The sequence below is a fragment of the Pseudomonas sp. SJZ103 genome (genome assembly GCF_007828335.1).
Lineage (GTDB): Bacteria > Pseudomonadota > Gammaproteobacteria > Pseudomonadales > Pseudomonadaceae > Aquipseudomonas.
Map to the genome: position 1 here is coordinate 86,717 of NZ_VIUN01000018.1, position 23,945 is coordinate 110,661.

Sequence of the window (23,945 nt, forward strand, 5' to 3'; positions counted from 1 at the left end):
ACAGACTTGTAACGGCGCATGCACACATGACAAAGCACTTCGATTCCTGATGCTACACCGCCACCCGTGCCGATAAGTCAGCTCCCGCCGGGGATCTCCATCAGTGACGCAAATGCGCGCGCAAGCTCCCGATCACCTGCTCAACCGACAGCCCTTTGATCACCGGCGGCATCAGGCTTTCACCCAACTCCCGCCACACAAACAGCGTCAGTTCCGCGCCATCGGTGAGCGTTTTTGCCAGGTCCTGCGAACCCAAATCCTGCAACCGCCGATAACGCTCATCCCGCCAGAATGCATCCTCCACCCAGTCATACACCGGGATGAAATGAAAGTGCAGCGGGAACCCCGGCATATGCCCATAGCGGCTGATATACAACCACTTGGGCTTGAGTTGCGCTTCCATGGCGCGCTGGGTTTTTGCCAGCAGTCCACCCAATTCGGCTAACGCTGCCTCCGGCATATCGGCGAGGGAATCAATCGGCGCCTTGGCGCCCAGCATCAGGTAACCCGGCAGCTTCGAAGCCAGGTGATGGTTGAGCAGCCAGTGCTCGGTCTCAAACAGGATGTAGGCGGGGTCGATCTGCATCAGCACGCGTCCTTGGGAGCAGGGTGGGCAGGATAACAAGCACGCTCGCCTGTATCCCACAAAACCACGGGATCTGTGTCTATCGCGCAGGTTGTCGGGTGGATAGCCTCAGGCCACGTTAACTGACGACCGAGCAAACCATGGAACTCACCGCTGTCCCGTTTGGCATCACCGACTGGTCCACCGTCGAACCCGAGCTTCACCCCGGCGTTACCGGCAGTGCCTCATGGCGCACCCGCCACTTCGGCACCACCCGCGTGCGCAGGGTCGATTACAGCCCCGGTTACCTGGCCGATCACTGGTGCACGCGCGGGCATGTGCTGCTGTGCCTGGAAGGCGAGTTGCACACAGAGTTGGAAGACGGCCGCCAGTTCACGCTGACGGCCGGGATGAGTTACCAGGTGGGCAATGACATGGAGGGGCATCGTTCATCCACTGCCACGGGGGCCAAGCTGTTTATTGTGGATTAAACCTGCAAACCCTTCGAAAACATGGGGACTTTCTCTATCGCAGTGGCAATCTAATGGCTACACTCTGCGCCGGGGCCTGCCCCTGCTGGCGCCTAACGCAGCGTAAGTCGTTTAAATCGTACGCTGCCTAAGGGCCAACCCATGATCGACCGTTTCATGCTCTTGCTGGTGCCCGCCTCATTGGCGGTGTGCACCTCCTTCGCAGTGGCCGCTGATAGTGAGCCGCTGTCGCCACGCTTTGACATCACCCGCTTTGAAGTGCGCGGCAATACGCTGCTGCCGGCCAGTGCGCTGGCGCAAACGGTGGCGCCGTTCGAGGGGGCCCAACGCGACTTCAGCGACGTGGCCAAGGCCCAGGAGGCGCTCGAAGACACCTTCCATCGGCTCGGCTATCCCCTAGTGCGCGTCGACTTGCCCGAGCAGGAATTGAATGGCGGCGTGGTGATACTGGATGTGGTGCAGGTACGGATTGGCCAGGTGACAGTCGCCGGTAACCGGCATTTCAGCACCGCCAACGTGCGCCAGTCGCTGCCGGCGCTGCAGGAAGGCACCTCGCCTGACCTGGCGGCGGTGTCCAAGAGCCTCAAGTTGGCCAACGAGAACCCGGCCAAGCAGACCGTGATGAAGCTCAAGAGCAGCGCCGCCAGCGATACGGTGGACGCCGAACTGCAGGTGAGCGATGAGTCACCGTGGAACGCGGCCCTCAACTTGGATAACAGCGGCTCGAAGGAAACCGGGCGGACCTACATCGGCGCCGTGCTGCAAAACGCCAATATGTTCGGCCGCGACCAGGTGATGAGCCTGCAATACACCACCACGGTGGAGAAGCCCGAGCGGGTCAGTGTCTACGGCCTGGGCTACCACCTGCCGCTGTATGCGCTGGGCGACTCCCTGGACTTGTTCACCAGCTACTCGGACGTCGACAGCGGCACCGTGACGGCCGGCATCTTCGACCTGGCCGTGAGCGGCCGTGGCACGATCTTCGGCACGCGCTACAACCACAACCTGGCGACGGTGGGCAATTACCAATCCAAGCTGGTCTATGGCGTCGACTACAAGGCCTATAAAAGCAGCCTGGAACTGTTCGATGTGCAACTGGGCAACGACATTACCGTGCACCCCATCAGCCTGGGGTATCAGGGCACCTGGGTGCGGGTGGATGGCGACGCGAACATCGGCCTGTCGCTGTTGCACAACATTCCAGGCGGGTCCAAGGGGCAGCAGCGCGATTTCGACCTGGCGCGCGCCCATGCGCGGGATGACTACACAGCGTTGCGGTTCGCGACGAGCATCACGCAGATCCTGCCGGCCGCCTGGCAGTTGCGCGCGGCGTTGAACGGCCAGTACACCAAGGATGCCCTGGTGCCCGGCGAGCAGTTTGGCGCCGGCGGGGCGGCGTCGGTGCGCGGCTTCCGTGAACGCGAGGTGAGCAACGACTCGGGTGTGGTCGGCAACCTCGAAGCCTACACGCCGCCGCTGTGCCTGGGCGGCAGCTGGCAGTGCCGTGCCCTGGCGTTCTATGACGCCGGTTATCTGACCCGTAACAACGCACTGCCCGGCGAGTTCGAGCACATCAGCCTGAGCAGCACCGGCTTGGGCGTGCGCCTGATCTACCGGCGCAACCTCAATCTGCAAATGGATTACGGCCATGCCTTGCACGTCGAAGCCAGTGAAACCCAGCGCGGCGATGATCGCCTGCATGTCCGTCTCAGCCTGGCCTTTTGAGGGTGCCATGACATTCAAACCTACCTTGATGGCGCTCTCTCTGGTGATGGCAACCAGCGCGGCGGCGGCCCCGGTCAACCCGGTGATCGTCAACGGCCAGGTGACATTCACCCAGGATGGCAACACCCTGAGCGTCACCAACAGCCCCAATGCAATCATCAACTGGTCGAGCTTTTCCATCGCCCAGGGCGAGCTGGTGCGTTTTCTGCAACAGAGCAGCAACAGCAGCGTGCTCAACCGCATCACCGGCCAGGACCCCAGCGTGATCCTCGGCACCTTGCAGTCCAACGGGCGGGTGTTCCTGATCAACCCCAACGGCATCGTGTTTGGTGCCGGTGCGCAGATCAATGTCGGCGGCCTGGTGGCTTCGAGCCTGGCGATTTCCAACGCGGACTTCCTCTCGGGCAACCGACGTTTCTCCGCTGACGGGCCGGCTGGCCAGGTCAGCAACCAGGGCGCGATTACCACGCCGTCGGGGGGCCAGGTGTACCTGATCGCGCCGGACGTGAACAACACCGGCATCATCACCACGCCCCAGGGCGAAACCGTGCTGGCGGCGGGGCACTCGGTGCAGTTGGTGGACTCCACTAATCCGGGCATGCACGTGGTGGTGTCGGCGGAACAGGACCAGGCGCTGAACCTGGGCACCGTGATCGCCCAGGGCGGCAACATTGGTATCTACGGCGCGCTGGTCAACCAGCGCGGCACGCTGAACGCCAACAGTGCCGTGGTCGGCGCCAACGGCAAGGTGATGCTCAAGTCCAGCCGCACCACCTTGCTCGAAGCCGGTAGCAGCACCACCGCCACGGGCGTTGATTGCGGCGGCGACATCCAGGTGCTGGGCGAGCAGGTCGGCGTAATGGGCAATGCGCGCATTGATGCCAGCGGCCAACGCGGCGGTGGCCGGGTGCTGATTGGCGGTGACTACCAGGGCAAGAACCCGGCCGTCCTGAATGCCAAACAAAGTTACGTGAGCCAGGAGGCGCGAATTTCCGCCGACGCCCTGGCCAGTGGCGACGGCGGCAAGATCATCGTGTGGGGCACTGACACCGCGCGCGTCTACGGCACGCTGTCGGCCCGCGGCGGGGCGGCCTCGGGCAAGGGCGGCCTGGTCGAGACGTCCGGGCATTTCCTCGATGTGGCGGGTGCACGGGTCGACACGCGCGCGGCCAACGGCACAGCGGGCTTCTGGCAGTTGGACCCGGCGAATATCCGGGTCACCTCGTTCCTGTCCGGCCCTTCGGCGTCCCTGGGGGATGTGTCGGCTTTCGCCAATGCGCCGGGAACAGACAGTGAAATCGATGCCGACCTGCTGTCCAACGCGACCTCCAATGTGTTGTTGCAAGCCACCCACGACATCACGTTCTACACGGGCGTCAACAACACCAACACCGGTGTCGGCCTTACGGCCCAGGCGGGCAATGACATCCATGTCAATTCGCTGATCCAGTTCAGCGGCGATATCACCCTGGCCGCCAACCATGACGGTGCGGGTACGGCCAGCGGCAGAGGGAGGGTGTTTACCGAGGGGCAGCCAACTGCTGGCGGTCGCTTGACGATCACTGACGTCGACCGGCCGCCGGTCGAGAATCCGGTGCCTGTCGCAGTGCCGCCCCGCTCAGATATGTGTACGTTGGCGCCGAACTCAGCGTTGTGCCAGGTGCTGTCGCCGCCGACGGCGAGTGAGCCGAACAAGCCGGTGCAAACAGCAATGAATCAGTTAATTAAGACCGTGAACGTGTCGTTCTCCTCAGTCATGGACACTACCTCCTCCGGTATTTCCGGTGGAAAAAAGCCGGGCATTTCAACACCGGCTAAAACGCAGGAAGACAAGATAGAACTCTCCACTGACCAGGGCACTACACATGAACCTGTTAAAAAGCAGTACTGCAATTAACGCATTGCTGTTGCTGACACTGCTGAGTGCAGCGACCTGGGTTCAGGCCGCCCCCGTGGCCGGTACCGTGATTCATCTGAGCGGGCCGTTGTTCGTCAAGAAACTCGACGGCAGCATGCGCGTGCTGGGCGAGCAGTCGCTGGTGGAAGTCGGCGATACCTTGTCGACCCAGGGTAAGGGCTACGCGCAAGTGCGCCTGGGCGACGACAGCCTGTTGACCTTGCAACCGGGGACCGTGCTCAGCGTGGACGCGTTTGCCTACGACGTGAATACGCCTGGCGCTGATGCCGCAGTGTTCACCCTGAAACAGGGCGGGTTGCGCTCCGATGGCGGGTTGCTGGGCAAGCGCAGCCAGGATCGCTCGACGTTGATCACGCCCGGCGGCCGGATCGGCCTGCAATCGGCCAGCGTGGTGGTGTTTTACCAGCCGGCGGCAGTCTTGGCTACGCGTGCTTCGTCCCGGCTGAACAGCCTGGCGGCAGGGTTGGCGTCATCGGCCGGGCAGGCTGATACCTCTTACACGGCCTTTGTCGCTGCGGTTTCGGCGCGCTATGTCTATCGCCTGGCCAATGTCCTGGCTTCGGCGGAGTCATGGGCGGCGCAAGGCAGGGCTTCGCTTGCGGTGACGTTTGTGCCCGCTCCGTCCAGTCTGCCCTCGCTGCCAATGCAGGTGCCAGGTTTATACGTGCAGGTTCTCGACGGGCAGATCTACTTAACTAACAGGGGCGGCACGCTGGATGTCAAAGCCGGCCAGTTCGGATTCACGCCGAGCTTCACCACACCTCCTGTGGCGGTGCCGAAGAACCCCGGCATTTCGTTCGTCCCACCGACCGTATTCAACCAATCTTTTGGGCCGCCGGGCTCTCCGGCCAGCGCCAGCCGAGCGGGTACCGTTGATTGCGAGGTGCGCTGAGCCCATCAATGCATCTTGCTATGGTCCATGCCGTCCAGCCCACGCGCCTTGGCCTGGACCTCAACGGTCTGCTTCTCGCCCTTGGCGTCCTGCACCGTCAGGGTCAGCGGCACCTGGTCGCCTTCCTTGATCTGACCGGTCAGGCCCATCAGCATCACGTGGTAACCGTCCGGGTCAAGCTTGACCGCCTTGCCCGCCGGCAGGGCCACCGAGTCCACCGGGCCCATGCGCATCACGTCGTCCTTCATGCTCATCTCATGGATCTGGACGTCCTTGGCCACCGGTGAGGCCACGCTGAGCAGCTTGCTGTCGCTGTCGGCGGTCACGGTCATGAACGCGCCGCTGGACGGTTGGCCCGGCACCGAGGCGCGCACCCAGGCGTCGGTCACTTGCACCTGGGCACTGGCGTGGGCGGCGAGGCCCAGCAGGGCCAGGCCAAAGGTGAAGCGCTTGAGGTATTGAACGGCAGTCATTAGCAGACCTCCATGACGGTGAGCAGGTCTTCTGCGCACTCTTTAGCGGTAAGGGATGCCTGCAAACCCAGGCGCAGGTTGCCACGAGTGTCGAAGACAAAACTGGTGGCCGTGTGGGACAGGGTGTAGGTGTCGCCGGCGGGGATCTTTTCATAAAAGATCCCGAACTCCTTGGCGGCCACGGCGATTTCTTCCGGGGTGCCGTACAGCGCTTCAAAGCTGGGGTCGAAGGCCTTGACGTACTTGTCGAGAATCTCCGGCGTGTCGCGTTCCGGGTCCAGGGTGATAAAGATCACCTGCATGATCTCGCCGTCACGGCCCATCAGCTTCTTGGCCTGGGCGGCGCGGGCCAGCGTGGTCGGGCACACGGCCGGGCACTGGGTGAAACCGAAGAACACCACCGGCATCAGGCCACGGTAGGAACTGAGGGTGACGGTGTCGCCCTCGGTGTTCTTGAGCTTGAAGGTGCGGCCCATGATCTTGTCGCTCAAGTCCTTGCCGTACTTGAAGTTCAATCTGGGGCTGTTGTCACAACCGGCCAGCAGGCCCAGACCCAACAGGCCCATGCCGGTCAGGACCTTGCGGCGGGTGAATAACGTACTCATCAACGGTGCATCCTGTGAAACGCCCGCATTGCGCGAAATCAACTCGGCAGGCTTTGAATAGGAGTAAACGAGGAGGGCGCCAAGTCTACCAACCCTGGCCAGCCCGCGTAATCTGCGACGTTCTGCCACAGGGGCACACCGAATTTCATCCTTTTGCGGCGCTGGTGGTAGAGTCGCCGCCATGAAATTGAGCCACCCCGACCGTTCCCTGATCGTCTGGACCCTGTACTTCTGCGTGCTGATGAACCTGTTCGTGTGCGGTTTGGGCCATGGCCAGATGATGGGCCAACAGCTCAATGGGATCGGTGGCGCGTTCTGCGCGGTGGACGGCAAACAGGCGCCACTTTCCGACAAAGGGCTGGGCGCGCCGTCTTCCAGTAACATCTCGAACTACTTTGCCTGCCCGGTGTGCAACGCGGTGACCGTCGCGCTGGTGTTCCTGATCGGCCTGGCCTGGTTGCTGGGCCTGGGGCAAACCCCACGCCCGGCCCATGAGCGGCGCAACAAGGCGCCGCCGCGTTATTCCTGGCCCTCGGCCAACCCCCGCGCCTCTCCCGCATTCTGACGTGTGCCTTGGGCCTCCTGTGACCAGGGGGCGTTCTATCGTCACGACTGTGAGTGCGCTTTATGAACCATCACTTGCCTGCAGGCGCCAGCCGCCTGGTCAGCCAGGCGTCCCGTCGCCCGCGCGTGGAACCGGCGCGGCCGGACTACCCCAGCAATGCCCGCTGTTTTGTGCACCTGGATGCACGTCTGTTGCCGTATTGGCACACCGTGTTCGATATCTGTCCGACGCTGCTCAAGCTCGACCCGCCCGAAGGCCTGAACCTGTTTCGCAGCTTCATGACCTGGGCCTATCGCAACCAGCCGGCCCAGGACTGGACCTGGCACCTGAACGTGTGCCGTTGGCTGCTGGCGTCGCCGTATCGCGGGCGGATTGATGAAGAACCCATCGAAACCTTCATGGCCGCCGCGGCGGCGCGTTGGATCAGTACGGATGACAGCCAGGCCCAGGGGGTGGTCCTGGCCTGGCAAGGCTTGACGGTGTTCGATTGGAAGAGCACGCGCATTCTCGCCGCCGAACAACAGGCACTCCCTGCCACGGAATGGGATTTTGCCTGGTGTCCGCTCGCCTCCTCAGGGGTATTCCAGGGCTGGTTGCCGGTGCCTTGAGCGCTGCACAGTGGATCGGGATTGTTACGTAAACCGCAAAAGTGATTGACGGTTTCAGCGGCTGTTTCCCCAAGGCCCAAGGCTATACCGTGCGCGCACCCGTTGAATGCAGCACCACCCGACCGACAAACAACAGGGTTGGGCTGTAACGGGGTCGCCTCAATCACTTCACGGAGCCTTCATGAAACACACCACGTGCCTGGCGCTCGCCGTCTCCCTCGGCGCCGCGCAGCAGGCGGCTGCATCGGGTTTTATCGATGACAGCAAAGCCACCCTCGACCTGCGCAATTTCTATTACAACCAGGACACCCGTAACACCAGGGCGCCGTCGGACAAGGAGTGGGGCCAGGCCTTCATGTTCAACTACCAGTCCGGTTTCACCGATGGCCTGGTGGGCTTCGGCCTGGACCTGCAAGCGCTGTATGGCCTGCGCCTGGACGCCTCTGGGCGCGCCGGCAAGGCCGGTGAAGACAACACCCCCGGCAGCGTCTTCCCGTTGTCCGATGGCAAGGCTGCCAATGACTTCAGCAAGACCGGCGCCACCGGCAAGGTGCGCATCTCACAAACCCAGCTCAAGGTCGGCACCTTGGTGCCGAAGATGCCGGTGCTGATGTCCGAAGACGGCCGCTTGTTGCCGCAGACGTTCCGTGGCTATCAGGTCGACTCCAAGGACCTCAAGGACTTCAACCTGATCGCCGGCAAAATGGAGCAGGTGCTCGACCGTAACTCCAGCAACGGCCAGGGCATGTCGATCGCCGGTGCCAACGACCCGGCCAAGGGCACGTTCAGCAATCAGTTCTACTACGGCGGGGTGGATTACGCCGTCAGCAAGCAACTGCAAGTGCAGTACTACTACGCGACCCTGGAGAATTTCTACCAACAACATTTTGTCGGCCTGGTGCACAACTGGCAGTTGCCGGTGGGGCAGCTCAAGACCGATCTGCGTTACTTCTACAGCACCGCCGACGGCAAGAACGGCAGCGCCGCCGGGCGCGGTGAAGGCTATGTGAGTTCCGGGTATTACGCGCCCGGCGTCAACTCGGGCAAGGTCGACAACCGCCTGTGGAGCGCGATGTTGACCTATGGCGTGTACGGGCATTCCGTGGGCCTGGGGTATCAGAAAACCACCGGCGAAAGTGACTTCCCCCACATCAACCAGGGCCAGGGTCGTTCGCTGTACCTGATCACCAATGCCCAGTCGCTGAAGTTCGTCAACGCCGGCGAACAGGCCACGGTGGGTAACTACACCTATGACTTTACCGGCCTGGGCATTCCGGGCCTGAAGTCGAGCGTGACCTATATCCACGGCAGCAACATCCGTGCGGCGCGCCGCGACAACAGCGAGTGGGAGCGCGATTTGCGTGTCGACTACGTGATCCCCACGGGCACGTTCAAGGGCCTGGGCCTGACTTGGCGCAGCGCCGTGCTGCGCGGCAATGACACCGCCGACAAGGATGAGACGCGGCTGATCGTCAGCTACAGCCTGCCGTTGCTGTAAGCCAGGCAGGAGCAACGCTTGATCGGCATCAAGGCCGCCCCGTGCGCCAGCCCGCACACTGGACTCCCGCCGGCCGGTCCCTCTGCGAGGCTCCCATGCTCTACCTCCTGTTGTTATTGGCCCATCTGTTCGCCGCGTTGATTTTTATCGGCACGGTGTTCTTCGAAGTACTGATCCTGGGGCACCTGCACCAGCACTTGCCGATTCGGGTGATGGTGCTGGTGGAGCAGGGCGTCGCCCGGCGGGCCCGGGTGCTGATGCCGTGGGTGTTACTGGTGCTGTTCGGCGCCGGGCTCGGCATGGTCTGGCTGCGTTACCTGCCGGCGTTGTCGGCACCGTTGGCGTCCTCGTTCGGCACGTTGCTGGGCCTCAAGTTGATCCTGGCCGGCAGTGTGCTGCTGCACTTTCTGGTCACCATGGCGCGGATGCGCTGGGGCAAGGTCAGCGCTCGCTACAGCCGTTTCATTCACCTGAGCCTGTTCGCGCACATGGTCGCCATTGTGCTGCTGGCCAAGGGCATGTTTTACCTGAGCTGGTAACGACCTTGATGCACATCAAGGTGCCCGGCACGGTCGCACCGGATAATGGACCACCGCCGCCCGCTCCGGAGTCCGTCATGCGCACCCATCTTCATCCCACCCGCTTTCGTCAGGATCAGGGCGTGTTGGACCTGGCCTGCCAGACGGACACGCGCCGCTTCCATGCCGGCGTCGGTTCCCTCGACCTGCTGCGTGCTCTGCGCGACAGCCGCCAGCGTCAGCGGCCCTTGGCGTTGAACCTGCATTGGCCGACGCCTGACTGCGGCTCCGACTACTTGCACAGTCTCGCCCAGGAAATCCAGTTGATCGGCTGCCAGCTCGGCCCGCGCCAACCGGTCGAACACTTTCACCTGCGCGGCACCACACCGACGATCGAGCAGGTGCGCACGTTGCTGGAACACCTGCACAGCCGCTTCAACTTTTTCGACCACGACCGTGGCGACTACCGTATCGACCTCGACCCCTGGCACATGGACTGGGCGACCCTGGGCCTGCTGCGCGAACAGGGGTTCAACCACGCCAGCATCGGCGTGCCGGACGCCCGCCGCGATGACCCGCTGTGCCAGGCGCGGTACCAGGACCCGGCGCCCATCGAGTCGCTGGTGGATGCGGCGCGTACCTTCGGCTTTCGCTCGGTGAACATCGACCTCGGCTACGGCCATGCCTGGCAGACGCCGGCCAGTTTCGAGCTGAAACTGGCCAGCCTGATTGCCCTGGAGCCCGACCGCCTGCAACTGTTCGATTACGCCCAGCCACCGGTGCGCTACCAGGGCCGGCAACCCCAGGCGTTTTGCAGCGCTGCGGATAAGAGCGCGATGCGCCGCAGCGGCTTTGAACACCTGGCCGCCGCGGGGTATCACTACATCGGCCTGGGGCAGTTCGCCCGCGCCGATGATGACCTCAAACAGGCCCAGGAGCGCGGTCGCCTCAGCCGTAACTGCGAAGGCTTTACCCTGCACGGTTATTGCGACCACATCGGCTTTGGCCTGGGCGCCATCAGCCAGATCGACACATTGTGCGCGCAGAACACGGCGGTCCTGCCGCACTACCGTGAGCAGTTGGCCAGTGGTCAACCGGCCACGTGCCGAGGCTGGTTTCGCGAGGCGGCCGACCCGGTGCGCCTGCATGTCGCCGAACGCCTGGCCTGTGACCTGGAACTGAATATCCAGGCGGTGGAGCGGCGTTACGGCCTGGTATTCAGGCGTTATTTCGCCAACCTCTGGCCGCTGCTGGAGGCCTTGCACCGCGACGGGCTGCTCGAGTTGTCGCCTACGTTTATCTGGCTGCTGCCCGCGGGCCTGCCCCAGGTGGATGCCATCTGCGCATTGTTCGAACGGGCGGCGCTCGCCACGCCCGTCAGCGCCAACGACGAGGTGATCGACCATGACGGCGTTTGAATTCGACCGTGCCCTGGTGCACAAATACGACCGCCCGGGGCCGCGCTACACCTCATACCCGACCGCGCCGCAGTTCAACAGCGCGTTTGCCCTGGACGACTATCACCAGGCCGTGCGCGCCAGTCACCAACTCGCCGCGCCCAAGGCGTTGTCGGTGTACATCCACATTCCGTTCTGCCAGAGCCTTTGCTACTACTGCGGCTGCCACAAGATCATCACCCGCAAGACCCATCGCGCCGTCGAGTATGTGGCATACCTCAAGCGCGAGATCCAGATGCAGGGCGCGCTGTTCGAGCGCTCGCGACGCCTGACCCAATTGCACCTGGGCGGCGGCACACCGACGTATCTTGACGATGCGCAACTGGCCGAACTGATGGCCTGCCTGGCGGACAACTTCAGCCTGGATGACAGCGACGCCCATGAGTTCTCCATCGAGGTCGACCCGCGCACCATCAGCGTCGAACGCATCAACACCCTGCGCCGGCTGGGCTTTAATCGGCTGAGCTTCGGCGTGCAGGACTTCGACCCCGACGTCCAGGCCGCCGTGAATCGCGTGCAAAGCGAAGCGCAGATCCTGCAACTGGTGGCGGCGGCCCGCGAGGCCCGCTTCAAATCGGTGAGTGTCGACCTGATCTACGGCCTGCCCCTGCAAACCGTGGCCAGCTTCGACGTGACCCTGAGCAAGCTGATTGCCCTGCGCCCCGACCGCGTGGCCGCCTACAGCTACGCGCACCTGCCAAGCCAGATCCGCGCCCAGCGCATGATCCGCCCCGAAGACATGCCACCCCCGGCACGCAAGCTGGAACTGCTGGAACTGACCATCCGCCGTCTTACCGAGGCCGGGTATGTCTACATCGGCATGGACCATTTCGCCCTGCCCGACGATGAACTGGCACTGGCCCGCGTCAATGGCAGCCTGCAACGCAACTTTCAGGGTTACTCCACCCATGCCGATTGCGACCTGATTGGCCTGGGCGTGTCGGCCATCGGCAAGGTCGGCGACAGCTACAGCCAGAGCGTCAAGGAGCTGTCCCAGTACTATGCGCGCATCGATGCGGGCATGCTGCCGGTGCAACGCGGTTACCGGCTCAACCCCGACGACGTACTGCGTCGCGAGGTGATCAATGGCCTGATGTGCGACGGCCGCGTCGATGTCGCCCAGGTCGAAGCGGCCCACGGCATTCGTTTCAACGACTATTTTGCCCAAGCGTTGACGCAGTTGGACGAGCAAGTGGCGGACGGGCTGTTGCTGGTCCAGGACGACGCGCTGCAACTGCTGCCCAAAGGTCAACTGATGGTACGCAGCGTGGCCATGGCCTTCGACGCTTACCTGGGCGGCGCACACAAAGGCCATTTCTCCCGCACCGTCTGATACACAGGCTAAATGTGGGAGGGGCTTGCCCCCGATAGCGGTATGTCAGCCAATATCTCTATCAACTGTACCGCCGCCATCGAAGCCTCGCTAAAGCTCGACATCTCCCACAGGTGACCAGCGGTGCCCACGAGATCTACAGCCGGGCAACTTCCCACCTGCCAACCGAGCTCAAATGTGGGAGGGGGCTTGCTCCCGATAGCGTTATGTCAGCCAGCACCTCTATCAACTGTGCCACCGCCATCGAAGCCTCGCTAAAGCTCGACATCTCCCACAGGGGATCAGCGGTGCCCATGCGCTCTACGAGCTGGCTGCTTCCAGCCTGTCACCAGTGTTCAATGCGACGTCCCTTCCGCAAACTCAACCTTATTGCCCACGTTGTACTTGCCCGACGGCTTATTCATGGGAATGCGCTTCACCTCTTCGAGCGTCTGGCTGTCATACACAATCAACGCCCCCTCCGTGGCCCAGATGCTCAGCAACACATACCGCCCGTCCCGGGTGAATTCCACATGGGCCGCCGTCTTGCCCGGCACCGGCCTCAGAGTGTGGGCGATCTCAAGGGTCTGCTTGTCGATCAGGTGAATCGCATCATTGTCCGGCCCAAAAAACACGTCGCTCCACACATAGCGCGAGTTCACATGGCTGCGCATGAAAAAGCCCGGCCCGAGGGTGGGGATCTGTTTGATCAGGCTCCAGGTCTTGAGGTCGATCACCGAGATTTGCCCCTTGCTGATATTCGGCGTGGCAAACACCCATTGCCCGTTGCGTTGCCAGTACGTCCCCGAGCCCAGGTGCGGCATGCCGGAGAGCGGGATGTCGGTGACCACGCGGCCGCTGTCCAGGTCGATCACCTGGCCGCCGCCGGCCTTGCGTGAGGTGGCGATCAGTTGCCGGTAATCGGGCGAGAACGAGAAGTCGTCGAGCACGTCCTGGGCCTGTATACGCCGGGGCTCGAAACTGGGGCGGGCGTCTGCATAGGACAATTCCCAGACCTCGTTCACATCCTTGAGCGCGACGATATAGCTGTTGCGCGGTGGCGCGGTGTACACCGCACTGACCCGTGAGCCGGTGTCCAGGGTCTTGACCAGCGACAGGTCGCGCGCATCCAGCAGCACCAGGTTGCCCGGCAGGTAATTGCCCGCCAGCACCCAGCGGCCATCCTTGCTCACCGCCAGGTTGCGGGTGTTGAGGCCTACGCGGATCTCGGCGATCAGCTTGAGGTTGTGCAGGTCGTATTGGCTGATCCAGCCGTCCCGCGAGGCGAAGTACACAAAGCGTCCGTCCGGGGAGAATTTTGGCCCGCCGTGCACCGCGAAGTGAGTGGGGAAACGGTCCAGCACGGCAAAGGTGTCGCCGTCGAGAATATCCATGTGATGGTCGCCGGATTCCACCACCACAAACAGGTTGAGCGGGTCGGCGTGATGCTGTGGCGTGCTCGGCAATTGGCGCAGGTCCGCCAGCACGCTGTGGCTGTTGCGGATGTCATGCTCGCTCCACGTCGCCGGTGAATCCGGCGGCTGTTGCAGAAACTCAGCCAGCCCATCCATCTGCGCGGCACTCAGTTGCGGTGCGAACGCGGCCATCTGGCTGGCGGGCCGGCCGTGTTCGATGACCTTGCGCACTTCTTCCGGCTTGATCCGCCCCAGGCTTTCCGGGAGCAGCGCCGGGCCGGTGGCTCCGATGCGATTAAGCCCATGGCAGCTTTCGCAATACTGGCGGTAATCCTGCGCTGGCGTACCGTGCGCGGCCGTCGCCCAGAGCAGCGGCACCAGCAGCAGGCGTTTCATACCGCCACTGCTTCACGGGCCGGTGCCAGGCTGGCCGGGAAGTGCAGGGCGGCGCCGGCGAACAGGCTGACGACGTGGCCGATCACCGTCAGCGTCGGCACGCCGGGTTCGCAGTCGGCGGCCATTGTGGGCAACTGGCGCAGGGTGCCGCGGGCGACGTGCTGGTCGGCGCGCGCACCATTGCTGATCAGGGCGGCCGGTGTATCCCCGGGCAAGCCGGCCGCCACCAGATGTTCGGCGATCAGCGCCAGGTTCGACAGGCCCATGTAGAACACCAGCGTCTGGCTCGGCTCGGCCAGGCTGGCCCATGGCAGTTTCAAGGCGCCGTCGCGCTGCAGGTGGCCGGTGACGAAACGGCACGAATTGACTAGGTCGCGATGGGTCAGCGGGATACCGGCATAGGCGCTGCAGCCGGAGGCCGCGGTGATGCCCGGCACCACCTGGCACGGGATACCGCGCGCGAGCAGGTACTCCAGTTCCTCGGCGCCGCGCCCGAAGATAAACGGGTCGCCGCCCTTGAGGCGCACCACCCGTTGGCCCTCGTCGGCCAGCTCGGCGAGCAGTTCGTTGAGTTCATCCTGGGGCAGGCTATGACAGCCGCTGGCCTTGCCCACGTAATGGCGGGCGCAGGTCAGTGGGATCAGCGCGAGCAATTCGGCGCTGATCAGCCGGTCGAACACCACCGCGTCGGCCTGCATCAGCAGGCTCCAGGCGCGCAGGGTTAACAGGCGCGGGTCACCGGGGCCGGCGCCCACCAACGCGACTTCGCCGGGGTGCAAGGGACTGTGCAAACTGGCCGGCAGGCCAGTGGAAGAGTGGGCAGTTGAAATGTGCATGCGACGTCCTTGGTTCATCATCAGGTAGGCGGCCCCCGGTTGTGTCACCGGGTGGTCGAGCAAGGGTTCAGGGTGGGCGGCTGGCAGGCGATCTCGGCGTCGCTGAAGTAGCAACCGGGGTCCGGGCCCCAGAGGTCGCCATCGGCCCAGGCGCGGGTGCGCGTATTGCCATTGCAGATCGGCAGCCAGCGGCACTCGGCGCACCGCCCGCCGAGGCGGCGCGGGTGTTCGCGCAGGCGCAGCAGCAACGGGTCGGGCTGCTCCAGCCAGAGCTGGCGGAAGGTGGTGTTGCGCACATTGCCCACCGACTGCTGCCACCAATAGGTGTCCGGGTGCACCTCGCCGGTGTTGTCGATGTTGGCGATGCCGCTGCCCGAGGCATTGCCGCCCCAGGCATGCAGCAGGTGCTCAAGCTGCGGGTAATGTTCGGGCAGGTGCTGGTGCACCCATTGCAGCAACAGCACGGCGTCGGCGTCGTTGTTGCCGCTGACGAAGTCGCTGTCCACGCCGTTTTGAATATCGCGCCAGGCCTGCTGGAAAATCAGTGCCATGGCTTCGCGGCTCATCTGCCGGTGCGCATCCAGTTGGCGGCTGCGCTTGCCGCGCCCGCTGTAGTTGAGGTGCGACAGGTAGAACTTCTGCACGTCAAAGGTGCGCATCAGCGTCAGCAGTTGCGGTAACTGCCCATGGTTGTCCTGGGTCAGGGTGGTGCGCAGGCCCACGCGAATCCCGGCCTCGCGGCACAGGCGGATGGCGTGCATGGAGCGCTGGAAACTGCCGTGCAGTTGGCGAAAGGCATCGTGGGTCGCTTCCAGGCCGTCGATGCTGATACCCACGTAGTCGAAGCGCGCGTCGGCGATCTGTTGGATGTTGTGCTCATCGATCAGCGTGCCGTTAGTCGACAGTGCGACGAAAAAACCTTTATCGCGGGCATAGGCGCTGAGCTCGAAGAGGTCTTCGCGCAGCAGCGGCTCGCCCCCGGAGAGGATCAACACGCGAACCCCAGCGTCGTGCAAATCGTCGATCACCCGCAGCGCTGCCGGGGTGTCGAGTTCATCGCGAAACACGCTGTCGGCACTGGTGGCGTAGCAGTGTTTGCAGGTGAGGTTGCAGCGCCGCAGCAGGTTCCAGATCACCACCGGCGGCCGCTCACTGCCAGGGGGCGAGGTGCGCGGCGGCGGGCATTGACCGGCGAGGGTGCGCAGGTACTGACTGATTCGCAGCATGGGCTATTCCTTTGAGTGCGCCGGCGTCAGGCGCAGGCCGGTCTTTTTCAGGATGCGGCTGCTCACCAGCATCTCGTCGGCGCGGCAGGCATCCCCCAGCAGGAAACGCAGGTGCTCGCGGTAGCTGTCGATTTCTTCGCGGCTGCGGCCGTGCACCATGGCGAACAGGTTGTAGGGCCAGTCCGGGCGCCGTGGGCGACGGTAGCAATGGCTGACAAACGGCTGGGCACCGAGCAGTTCTCCCAGGCGCGGCATGTGCACATCGGCCACGTCCCACACGGTCATGCCGTTATGCCGATAGCCCAGGCGGTAGTGGTTGGGTACGGCGGCGATACGCCGGATCGCGCCTTCGGCCTGCAGGCGCTTGAGCAGGTCGAGGGTCGATTCGACGCTGATGCCCAACTGCTCGGCGAGCCAGGCCCAAGGGTCCTCCACCAGCGGCAGGCCGCTTTGGGTGAGGGCGACCAAGTGCAGGGCCAGGGTGTTGTCAGACCGGGAAATACAGACCGACATGGTAGGTGTGCTCCTTCGGCAGATTGAGCACCGCCAACCCGGTCAGGGCCTCGATGCGCGACAGGGTATCGGCCAGCTCCTGCGCGGTGGCGCAGGCCAGCACGAACCACATGTTCCAGCGGTGTTCGCGGCGGTAGTTGTGGGCCACCTGGGGCAGGGCATTGAGCTGCTCGGCGACCGCGTCAAACTGCGCCTCCGGTACAGCCAGCGCGGCCAGGGTGAAGGCGCCGCCGAGACGCTCGATGTCGAACATCGGGCCGAAGCGCGTAAGCACGCCGTCTTCGAGCAGGGCATACAAGCGGTCGAGCAGTTCACTCGGATGGCTGTGCAGTTCCTCGGCCACCTGTTGCCAGGGCTGGCGCACCAGCGGCAGGCCGTGTTGCAGGCGGTTGATCAATTGTCGATCCAGCTCATCCATGGGCCCATACCTGCGACGGTGGCGGCGCGAAACGCCCGCCGCATTGCTTGAAGGCGCGGGTGCTGAACAGCAGCTGGTGGGGCAGGTCGCTGAGCAGATGCTGTTCCAGCAACGCCTGGATCTGCGCCTCGACCACCGCGCGCTCACGGCCGTGGACCATGCAGAACAGGTTGTAGCGCCACTGCGGCAGGCGCCGCGGGCGCTGGTAACACAGGTTCACGCCGGGCGCGCGGCCCAGGCGCGCACCGACCTCATCAACCAGCGCGTCCGGCACATCCAGCACCAGCATGGCGTTGGCCACATAGCCCAGGGCGCGGTGATTGAGCACCAGGCCCACGCGGCGGAACAGACCCTGGTCGTGCCATTGCTGCATCTGTTGCAGCACCTGATCGTGGTGGGCGCCGATCTGCTCGGCGAGCTCGTCGTAGGGCCGCACGACGATGGGCAAACCGCGCTCCAGGCACTGGCGCAGATCGAGCATCTGCTCGTGGTTCAGTGGCGCGATCACGGCCGCTCTCCGAGGGGAAATCCAAGGTCGATGCGATAGGCGGTGAGCATCGGCAGGTCCAGCGGAGTGAGGCCGGTGTCTTTCTCCAGCTCGTCGAGGACCTGCTGCAGGTGCTGGCGGTGAGGCCCGGTGAGCACGAACCACAGGTTGTAATGATGCTCGCGGGCATAGTTGTGATTAACCTCCGGGTACTGGCTGACCCGCGCGGCCACCTGTTCCAGGCGCTCGATCGGCACCGCCAGGGCGGCCAGGGTGCTGGCGCCGGCGCGGGTGTGTTCGAACACCGGGCCGATGCGCGACAACGCGCCGGCCAGTTCCAGGCGTTGCAGGCAGGCCATTACCTCGGCCGTGCTGCAACCCAGCACCTGGGCCATTTCGCGGTAGGGCTCGGCGCACAGCGGCATGCCGTGCTGGAAGCGTTCAATCAATTGCTGGCTGAGCGAATCAAGATCCATTTCAATACCCCATCTTTTGCGCGCGCAGGCTGAAGAAAATCCCGCTGGGACTCTGGGCCGGCAAGGTTTTCATTAGGGTCAGGTGGTACGGGTCCCACACTTGCAACTGTTCGCCGTCGCGCACCGACAGCCACAGTTGCTCGCCGCGCCCGGTGAATTCCATGTGCAACACACCGGGGCCGGGGCGCAGGTCGGCGACCACCTGATGGGTTTCGGTGTCGAGCACCTGCACCCGGTCGTTGTCCGGGTAGGCGAAGTTGACCCACAGCTGGCGCCCGTCGGGGCGTGCAGTGACGAAAATCGGCTGCCCGGCTACCGGGATCGCCGCCGTCTGCCGCCAGGTGCGTGCGTCCATCACCAGCACCTGGTGGCGTCCCACCGCCGGCACGAACGCCTGGTCGTCGGCGACGGCCCAGCCTTCCAGGTGGGGCATCTTGTACACGGGCAGCTTGGCCTGGCCGCGCCCATAGTCCTTGAGCACGCGCACCACGCCGCGCTCCGGGTGCCACAGGTCGAGCTGGGCCATGCCGTCTTCACCGAACAGCCCGGCCATGTAGTAGCGGCCGTCGGCGGTGATCAGCGCGTCGTAGGGTTGCTCGCCGACGTCCTTGAAGCGGGTGATGCGCGGCGGGTTGCCGTGGCTGAAGTCGGCGCTCCAGATCTCGCCGGTGTCGAACAGGCTGAACACGAAGCGCTGCCCAGGCGCATCCACCAGGCCGACCACCCGCGAGCGTTTGCCATCGGCCATTGCGGTCGCGGGGATGTCGGCGATGAGGGTCAGGCTCTCGGCATCGAACACCTTGACCCCGCCCGGCACGTAATTGGACACGGCGATCAAGCGCCCATCCTGGCTGATGGCGCCGCCGATGCTGTTGCCGCCCTGGACGATGCGCCGCTCGATGCGTTGGCGCAGCAGGTCGATCTTGGTCAGCCCGCCATCGCGGGCAAACACATAGGCATAGCGCTGGTCGCGGGAAAACACCGCCGAGGCGTGGGACAGGTCGCCCAGCCCCTCGATACGGGCCAGTTCGGTCATGCCGGTGCTCTCGATAATCTGCACGCTGCCGCTGGCGCGTTCGATCACCAGGCCCAGGTCGCCGCTGCCGCGCAACGCGGGTTGGGCGCAGGCGCCCAGCAACAGGCACAGGGATAACAAGGTGGGTCGCATCATGGTGGGGGGCTTCCTTGCAAAAGGCGGTCGACCAGCCAGGCAATATCGCCGGCACTGAGCAGCGGGCCCCAACCCGGCATGGCGCGGGCAGGGCGGCCGTAGGTCACGGTGGCGATCAGGCTGTCGCGGCTGTGGTCGGCGAGGGCTTGCGGTGTGAGCGCCGGGCCCAGGCCGCCGGTGAGGTGCAGGCCATGACAGGCCCCGCAATCCTGGGTCAACAGGTGTTCAAGACGGGCAGCGTCCGGGGTGGCCGCTGCCCGCGCGGGAATCAGCAGGAGCAGCGCCATGGCCGTACCGATCATCGATGCTTGCATGGCGTGCTCCTTGCGCTTATTTCAAGGTCAGGACCCAATCGGCCAACACCTTGGCTTCATCATCGGTGACCTGGTTCGGCGGCATCGGGACCGGCCCCCAGTTGCCCTGGGTACCGTTCTTGATATGGCCGGCCAGGGTGGTGGCGGCGTCCTTCACACCGGCATTCTTGGCCGCGACGTCCTTCAAGGCCGGCCCCACCAGTTTGCCGTCAATCATGTGGCAGCCCACACAGGGTTTGCTGTTGAACAACCCAGGACCGTCTTGTGCCAACACCGGTTGCAGGCTGAGCGCAGCGGCGGAAGCCAGCAGTGCGAGGAGAATATTTTTCATTCGGTGACCTCGTGTTGATGGGGCTCAATAAATGTCGTGTTGGGTGTTGTAGACGTTGAATTTCCCAGTCGGCGTGATCAGGCGCTTGTCGCGGATCACTTGCTTGAGCTTCAAGGTCTTGTCATCGATCACCACCAGCGCCGACTCTTCGGTCTGGCCGTTCCACACCGAGAACCACACCTCGTCACCGGCCTTGTTGTATTCCGGTTGCACCACCCGCAGCGCGCCTTGCTTGATGCCCGAATACTCGGCAATCGGCAGCACGGTGTAGCCCTTGTCCAGCTGGTTGATGTCGAACACCGCCACCGACTGGCTGAGCTTGGCGTCGGGGTTGAGGGTGGTGTCGACGTACAGGTGATGGGAGTTGGGGTGGGTCTTGATAAACAGCGAACCGCCGCCCTGGCCCTTGAGGGATTCCACCTGTTTCCAGGCGTATTGCGGGTGCTTGACCGGGTCGGTGCCGATCACCGAAATACCGCCGTCGCCCAGGTGGCTGGTGGCCCATACCGGCCCATATTTTGGGTGATTGAAGTTGGCGCCACGGCCAGGGTGCGGGGTCTTGCCGACCTCTACCAACGCGGTGAGCTTGCGCTCCTTGGAGTCGATCACCGCGACCTTGTTGGAGTTGTTCGCGGCAGTCATGAAGTAGCGGTGGGTGCTGTCCCAGCCGCCGTCATGCAGGAACGGCGCGGCGTCGATGGTGGTGATGGTGAGGTTCTTGATGTCCTGGTAATTGACCAGCATCACCTTGCCGGTTTCCTTGATATTGACGATGAACTCCGGCCACTCGTGGGAGGCGATGATTGCCGCCACGCGGGGTTCGGGGTGGTATTCCTGCTTATCGACGGTCATGCCCCGCGTGGACACAATCTGCCTGGGTTCCAGGGTTTCGCCATCCATGATGGTGAACTGCGGCGGCCAGTAGGAACCGGCAATCGCGTACTTGTCTTCATAGCCCTTGAACTTCGAAGTCTCCACCGAGCGGGCCTCGATGCCCACCTTGATCTCGGCGACTTTGGTCGGCTCCAGGGGCCACAGGTCGATCATGTCGATCTTGGCATCGCGGCCGATCACCAGCAGGTAGCGGCCCGAGGCGGAGATACGCGAGATATGCACGGCGTAACCGGTGTCGATCAGCTTGATGATCTGCTTGGTGTCGCCGTCCACCAGGGCGATCTTGCCGTCGTCGCGCAGGGTGACCGAGAACAGGTTTTGCAGGTTGAGCGTGTTCAGTTGTTTTTTCGGCCGGTCTTCGGGCTTGACCAGCACTTTCCAGGTCTTGAGGGTTTCGGCCATGCCCCATTCCGGCGGGGTGGGCGCGGTTTGCTGGATGAAGGTGGCCATGCTGGTGATCTGCGCCTTGGTCAGCGCGTTGGACGTGCCCCAGTTGGGCATGCCGGCCGGGGAGCCGTAGGTGATCAGCGCTTCCAGATAAGCTTGGCCACGGGCCTGGGTGATGTCCGGTGTCAGCGGCTTGCCGGTGGCGCCTTTGCGCAACACACCGTGGCAGCCAGCGCAGCGTTCGAAGTAAATCTGCTTGGAGGCGTCGAACTCAGCCTGGCTGATGTCCGGCGCGCCGGGGCTTTTCACCATCCCGGCCGGCGCGTCGCCATGGGCGTTGATGGGCAATGCGAGGGCCAGGGCGCAGCTCAGGCTGGCAAGACTCAGGACCCAGGGTTTTCTGTTGCGAGTCAGCATTCCATATCTCCTCAGGCAAGACCTTTGCGATGCCCGGCGAAGGCTGGGTAGAGCGCAGGTTCTTAGTGCCAGGCAAGACTATGTTGCAGCGACGCAATGCTCGCTTGACGGCGATCAAGTTTGCCGTTGCGCTTGCTTGCCAGGTTGTCGCAGGGACCCTTAGCGTGGGGGCCGAACCCGTTGCGAGTACGCGTAATGACCGAGCCCTTCTACCAACCGCAGGACAACGAACAGCAGCTGTTCGAACACGCCTGGCGCCACCACCTGCCGGTGCTGATCAAAGGCCCCACGGGCTGTGGCAAGACGCGCTTCGTGCAACACATGGCGCACCGCCTGAACCTGCCGCTGTACACCGTGGCCTGCCACGACGACCTCAGCGCCGCCGACTTGCTCGGCCGCCACCTGATCGGCACCGACGGCACCTGGTGGCAGGACGGCCCACTGACCCGCGCCGTGCGCGAAGGCGGGATCTGCTACCTCGACGAAGTCGTCGAAGCGCGCCAGGACACCGCCGTGGTGCTGCACCCGATTGCCGATGAACGCCGCGAACTGTTCCTGGAACGCACCGGCGAAGTGCTCAAGGCGCCAACGTCGTTCATGCTGGTGGTGTCGTACAACCCCGGCTACCAGAACCTGCTCAAGGGCATGAAACCCAGCACGCGCCAGCGCTTTGTAGCGATGCGTTTTGGTTACCCGCCGGTGGCCGACGAGGAGCGGATCGTTGCCCGTGAGGCCGGTGTGGATTCAGCGCTGGCCGCCCAGATCGTGCGCCTGGGCCAGGCGTTGCGTCGGCTTGATCAGCATGACCTAGAGGAGGTGGCTTCGACGCGACTGCTGATCTTCACCGCCCGTTTGATCGGCGCCGGCATGAGCCCGCGCGAAGCCTGCCTGGCTTGTCTGGCCGAACCCTTGAGCGACGACCCGCAGACCGTCGCCGCGCTGATGGACGTGGTGGATGTGCACTTTGCCTGAACCGCGCCGCCTGCCAGGCGACCTGGCAATGTGGTTCTTCATCCTCGCTGAACTGTCGGTGTTTGCGATCCTGATCCTGGCATTTGCCGTGACCCAGGTGCTCAAGCCCGAGCTGTTTGCCGCCGGGCGCGCACAGCTGGATACCTCGAAGGGGTTGGCGATGACCTTGAGCCTGCTGACCGCAGGCTTGTTGGCAGCGTTGGCTGTGCAGCAGGTGCGTTTGGGGCATTCGCGTCGGGGCGCTTGCTTGTTGATGGGGGCATTGTTGGTGGCGCTGGTGTATGTGGCGATCAAACTCACCGAGTACGCCCACATGGGCGCTGCCGGACTGGGCCTGGAGCACAGCACGTTTTTCACCTTGTACTGGATACTCACGGGGTTTCATTTCCTGCATGTGCTGCTGGGGATGGTGATTCTGGGGTGGCTGGCGTTGCGCTGTTGGCAGCGGGCTTACCGGGTGCCGGGCTTGAGCGGGTTGGAATCCGGGGTGCTGTATTGGCACATGGTGGATCTGGTGTGGGTGGTGCTGTTTCCGCTGGTCTATGTGATTCGCTGAGGTGTGTATGACGGGTTCCCAGACGCTGATCCTGTGTTGGCTGATGTTGGTGGTGCTGAGCGTTGGCACTGTGCTGACGGGGGCATCCGGGTTGTGGTGGGGGGTGTTGTTGCTGGCGGTGGTCAAGGGGTGGGTGATTGTGGATGGGTTTATGGCGTTGCGGCGTGGGCCATGGTTGTGGAGATTTTTGATGCTGGGGTGGGGGGTGGTTGTGGTCGCTTTACTGAGTACATATCCGTTATTTGCGTAGCGGCTGCTTACGAGGCTCGGTATGCCCTCACTCCAGATCAAAAGCCAAGCCGCGGCGGCCTTAGAACCGACCGGAGTTGGGTCTGGTGTACTCGGTAAATGTGGGAGGGGGCTTGCCCCCGATTGCAGTGGGTCAGTACCAAATCCATCAACTGACACTCCCTCATCGGGGTGTAGAACCGTAGACATCGTTTACATCTGAAACCGGGGACATCGTTTACACATTTGAGGCCTGGACGCGGGTCATACCTCGTCCAAGC

General features: G+C 63.7%; 27 protein-coding genes. 13 read left to right on the top strand and 14 right to left on the bottom strand.

Translation table 11 applies throughout. From position 1 onward, the window contains the following. Positions 1 to 100: 100 nt before the first annotated feature. Positions 101 to 586 carry an HIT family protein gene (locus FBY10_RS27935; protein WP_145338470.1) on the bottom strand — a complete coding sequence of 162 codons (486 nt, stop codon included), beginning with the start codon at positions 584 to 586 and terminating at the stop codon, positions 101 to 103. A 140-nt stretch (positions 587 to 726) separates the two neighbouring features. On the opposite strand from FBY10_RS27935, the gene FBY10_RS27940 reads away from it, so the two are divergent. The 4 genes from FBY10_RS27940 to FBY10_RS27955 all read left to right on the top strand — a co-directional run bounded on the left by FBY10_RS27940 (position 727) and on the right by FBY10_RS27955 (position 5,591). Next, positions 727 to 1,056, top strand: coding sequence for a DHCW motif cupin fold protein (locus tag FBY10_RS27940; protein WP_131699925.1), 330 nt, complete (start codon positions 727 to 729; stop codon positions 1,054 to 1,056). A 141-nt stretch (positions 1,057 to 1,197) separates the two neighbouring features. Further along, positions 1,198 to 2,781 (top strand): ShlB/FhaC/HecB family hemolysin secretion/activation protein, encoded by a 1,584-nt coding sequence (locus FBY10_RS27945; protein WP_145338471.1) that lies wholly within the window; start codon positions 1,198 to 1,200, stop codon positions 2,779 to 2,781. Positions 2,782 to 2,788: 7 nt separating this feature from the next. Next, positions 2,789 to 4,678, top strand: coding sequence for a filamentous hemagglutinin N-terminal domain-containing protein (locus FBY10_RS27950; protein WP_256663601.1), 1,890 nt, complete (start codon positions 2,789 to 2,791; stop codon positions 4,676 to 4,678). Beyond that, positions 4,647 to 5,591: a FecR domain-containing protein gene (locus tag FBY10_RS27955; protein WP_145338472.1), complete on the top strand. Its 945-nt coding sequence runs from the start codon at positions 4,647 to 4,649 to the stop codon at positions 5,589 to 5,591. Before FBY10_RS27950 ends, FBY10_RS27955 begins: the two co-directional genes overlap by 32 nt. A 5-nt stretch (positions 5,592 to 5,596) precedes the next feature. On the opposite strand, the gene FBY10_RS27960 is transcribed toward FBY10_RS27955, so the two are convergent. Together FBY10_RS27960 and FBY10_RS27965 are read right to left on the bottom strand one after the other, a co-directional pair. Further along, the gene (locus FBY10_RS27960; RefSeq protein ID WP_131699928.1) at positions 5,597 to 6,064 is read right to left on the bottom strand and encodes a copper chaperone PCu(A)C; all 468 of its coding nucleotides are present in this window, start codon (positions 6,062 to 6,064) and stop codon (positions 5,597 to 5,599) included. Next, positions 6,064 to 6,669 carry an SCO family protein gene (locus FBY10_RS27965; protein WP_131699929.1) on the bottom strand — a complete coding sequence of 202 codons (606 nt, stop codon included), beginning with the start codon at positions 6,667 to 6,669 and terminating at the stop codon, positions 6,064 to 6,066. The genes FBY10_RS27960 and FBY10_RS27965 overlap by 1 nt, the downstream gene beginning before the upstream one ends. 181 nt (positions 6,670 to 6,850) lie before the next feature. On the opposite strand from FBY10_RS27965, the gene FBY10_RS27970 reads away from it, so the two are divergent. The 6 genes from FBY10_RS27970 to hemN all read left to right on the top strand — a co-directional run bounded on the left by FBY10_RS27970 (position 6,851) and on the right by hemN (position 12,648). After that, positions 6,851 to 7,234 carry a DUF2946 domain-containing protein gene (locus FBY10_RS27970; protein ID WP_145338473.1) on the top strand — a complete coding sequence of 128 codons (384 nt, stop codon included), beginning with the start codon at positions 6,851 to 6,853 and terminating at the stop codon, positions 7,232 to 7,234. Positions 7,235 to 7,296: 62 nt separating this feature from the next. Beyond that, positions 7,297 to 7,842 (top strand): putative natural product biosynthesis protein, encoded by a 546-nt coding sequence (locus tag FBY10_RS27975; protein ID WP_145338474.1) that lies wholly within the window; start codon positions 7,297 to 7,299, stop codon positions 7,840 to 7,842. A 181-nt stretch (positions 7,843 to 8,023) separates the two neighbouring features. After that, positions 8,024 to 9,340 carry an OprD family outer membrane porin gene (locus FBY10_RS27980; protein WP_145338475.1) on the top strand — a complete coding sequence of 439 codons (1,317 nt, stop codon included), beginning with the start codon at positions 8,024 to 8,026 and terminating at the stop codon, positions 9,338 to 9,340. 95 nt (positions 9,341 to 9,435) lie between these two features. Next, the gene (locus tag FBY10_RS27985) at positions 9,436 to 9,879 is read left to right on the top strand and encodes a hypothetical protein (RefSeq protein WP_131699932.1); all 444 of its coding nucleotides are present in this window, start codon (positions 9,436 to 9,438) and stop codon (positions 9,877 to 9,879) included. Positions 9,880 to 9,956: 77 nt separating this feature from the next. Continuing rightward, entirely contained in the window at positions 9,957 to 11,276 is a 1,320-nt protein-coding gene (locus FBY10_RS27990) for a coproporphyrinogen III oxidase (protein WP_131699933.1), read from the top strand. Beyond that, a complete protein-coding gene (gene hemN / locus FBY10_RS27995) occupies positions 11,263 to 12,648 on the top strand; it encodes an oxygen-independent coproporphyrinogen III oxidase (protein WP_145338476.1) in 1,386 nt (461 codons plus the stop codon). Before FBY10_RS27990 ends, hemN begins: the two co-directional genes overlap by 14 nt. Positions 12,649 to 12,983: 335 nt before the next feature. Here the strand turns inward: hemN and FBY10_RS28000 are convergent, their stop codons facing one another. Genes FBY10_RS28000 through FBY10_RS28050 form a run of 11 tightly spaced genes read right to left on the bottom strand, consistent with a single transcriptional unit; the run spans position 12,984 to position 21,803 of the window. Continuing rightward, positions 12,984 to 14,438, bottom strand: coding sequence for a cytochrome D1 domain-containing protein (locus tag FBY10_RS28000; protein ID WP_145338477.1), 1,455 nt, complete (start codon positions 14,436 to 14,438; stop codon positions 12,984 to 12,986). After that, positions 14,435 to 15,274, bottom strand: coding sequence for a uroporphyrinogen-III C-methyltransferase (gene cobA, locus FBY10_RS28005; protein WP_145338478.1), 840 nt, complete (start codon positions 15,272 to 15,274; stop codon positions 14,435 to 14,437). Before cobA ends, FBY10_RS28000 begins: the two co-directional genes overlap by 4 nt. 44 nt (positions 15,275 to 15,318) lie before the next feature. Then, a complete protein-coding gene (nirJ, locus tag FBY10_RS28010; RefSeq protein WP_145338479.1) occupies positions 15,319 to 16,500 on the bottom strand; it encodes a heme d1 biosynthesis radical SAM protein NirJ in 1,182 nt (393 codons plus the stop codon). Between the two features lie 3 nt (positions 16,501 to 16,503). After that, complete coding sequence (locus FBY10_RS28015; RefSeq protein WP_131699938.1) at positions 16,504 to 17,013, bottom strand: Lrp/AsnC family transcriptional regulator; 510 nt, start codon at positions 17,011 to 17,013, stop codon at positions 16,504 to 16,506. Continuing rightward, a complete protein-coding gene (locus tag FBY10_RS28020) occupies positions 16,988 to 17,431 on the bottom strand; it encodes an Lrp/AsnC family transcriptional regulator (RefSeq protein WP_131699939.1) in 444 nt (147 codons plus the stop codon). Before FBY10_RS28020 ends, FBY10_RS28015 begins: the two co-directional genes overlap by 26 nt. Beyond that, positions 17,424 to 17,939: an Lrp/AsnC family transcriptional regulator gene (locus FBY10_RS28025; protein ID WP_145338480.1), complete on the bottom strand. Its 516-nt coding sequence runs from the start codon at positions 17,937 to 17,939 to the stop codon at positions 17,424 to 17,426. Before FBY10_RS28025 ends, FBY10_RS28020 begins: the two co-directional genes overlap by 8 nt. After that, the gene (locus FBY10_RS28030) at positions 17,936 to 18,394 is read right to left on the bottom strand and encodes an Lrp/AsnC family transcriptional regulator (protein ID WP_145338481.1); all 459 of its coding nucleotides are present in this window, start codon (positions 18,392 to 18,394) and stop codon (positions 17,936 to 17,938) included. The genes FBY10_RS28025 and FBY10_RS28030 overlap by 4 nt, the downstream gene beginning before the upstream one ends. Before the next feature lies 1 nt (position 18,395). After that, a complete protein-coding gene (locus FBY10_RS28035; RefSeq protein ID WP_145338482.1) occupies positions 18,396 to 19,565 on the bottom strand; it encodes a cytochrome D1 domain-containing protein in 1,170 nt (389 codons plus the stop codon). Continuing rightward, positions 19,562 to 19,879: a cytochrome c gene (locus FBY10_RS28040; protein WP_175539109.1), complete on the bottom strand. Its 318-nt coding sequence runs from the start codon at positions 19,877 to 19,879 to the stop codon at positions 19,562 to 19,564. The genes FBY10_RS28035 and FBY10_RS28040 overlap by 4 nt, the downstream gene beginning before the upstream one ends. Positions 19,880 to 19,895: 16 nt before the next feature. Further along, positions 19,896 to 20,210 (bottom strand): c-type cytochrome, encoded by a 315-nt coding sequence (locus FBY10_RS28045; protein WP_145338483.1) that lies wholly within the window; start codon positions 20,208 to 20,210, stop codon positions 19,896 to 19,898. 24 nt (positions 20,211 to 20,234) lie between these two features. Next, complete coding sequence (locus tag FBY10_RS28050; protein WP_256663602.1) at positions 20,235 to 21,803, bottom strand: cytochrome D1 domain-containing protein; 1,569 nt, start codon at positions 21,801 to 21,803, stop codon at positions 20,235 to 20,237. A 300-nt stretch (positions 21,804 to 22,103) separates the two neighbouring features. Here FBY10_RS28050 and FBY10_RS28055 point away from each other — a divergent pair, with 300 nt between their 5' ends. The 3 genes from FBY10_RS28055 to FBY10_RS28065 are packed head-to-tail and all read left to right on the top strand — an operon-like array spanning position 22,104 to position 23,686. Continuing rightward, positions 22,104 to 22,880: a CbbQ/NirQ/NorQ/GpvN family protein gene (locus FBY10_RS28055; protein WP_131699945.1), complete on the top strand. Its 777-nt coding sequence runs from the start codon at positions 22,104 to 22,106 to the stop codon at positions 22,878 to 22,880. Next, entirely contained in the window at positions 22,864 to 23,436 is a 573-nt protein-coding gene (locus FBY10_RS28060; RefSeq protein ID WP_131699946.1) for a cytochrome c oxidase subunit 3, read from the top strand. The genes FBY10_RS28055 and FBY10_RS28060 overlap by 17 nt, the downstream gene beginning before the upstream one ends. Before the next feature lie 43 nt (positions 23,437 to 23,479). Then, positions 23,480 to 23,686, top strand: coding sequence for a cytochrome C oxidase subunit IV family protein (locus FBY10_RS28065; RefSeq protein ID WP_306100955.1), 207 nt, complete (start codon positions 23,480 to 23,482; stop codon positions 23,684 to 23,686). Positions 23,687 to 23,945 lie beyond the last annotated feature (259 nt).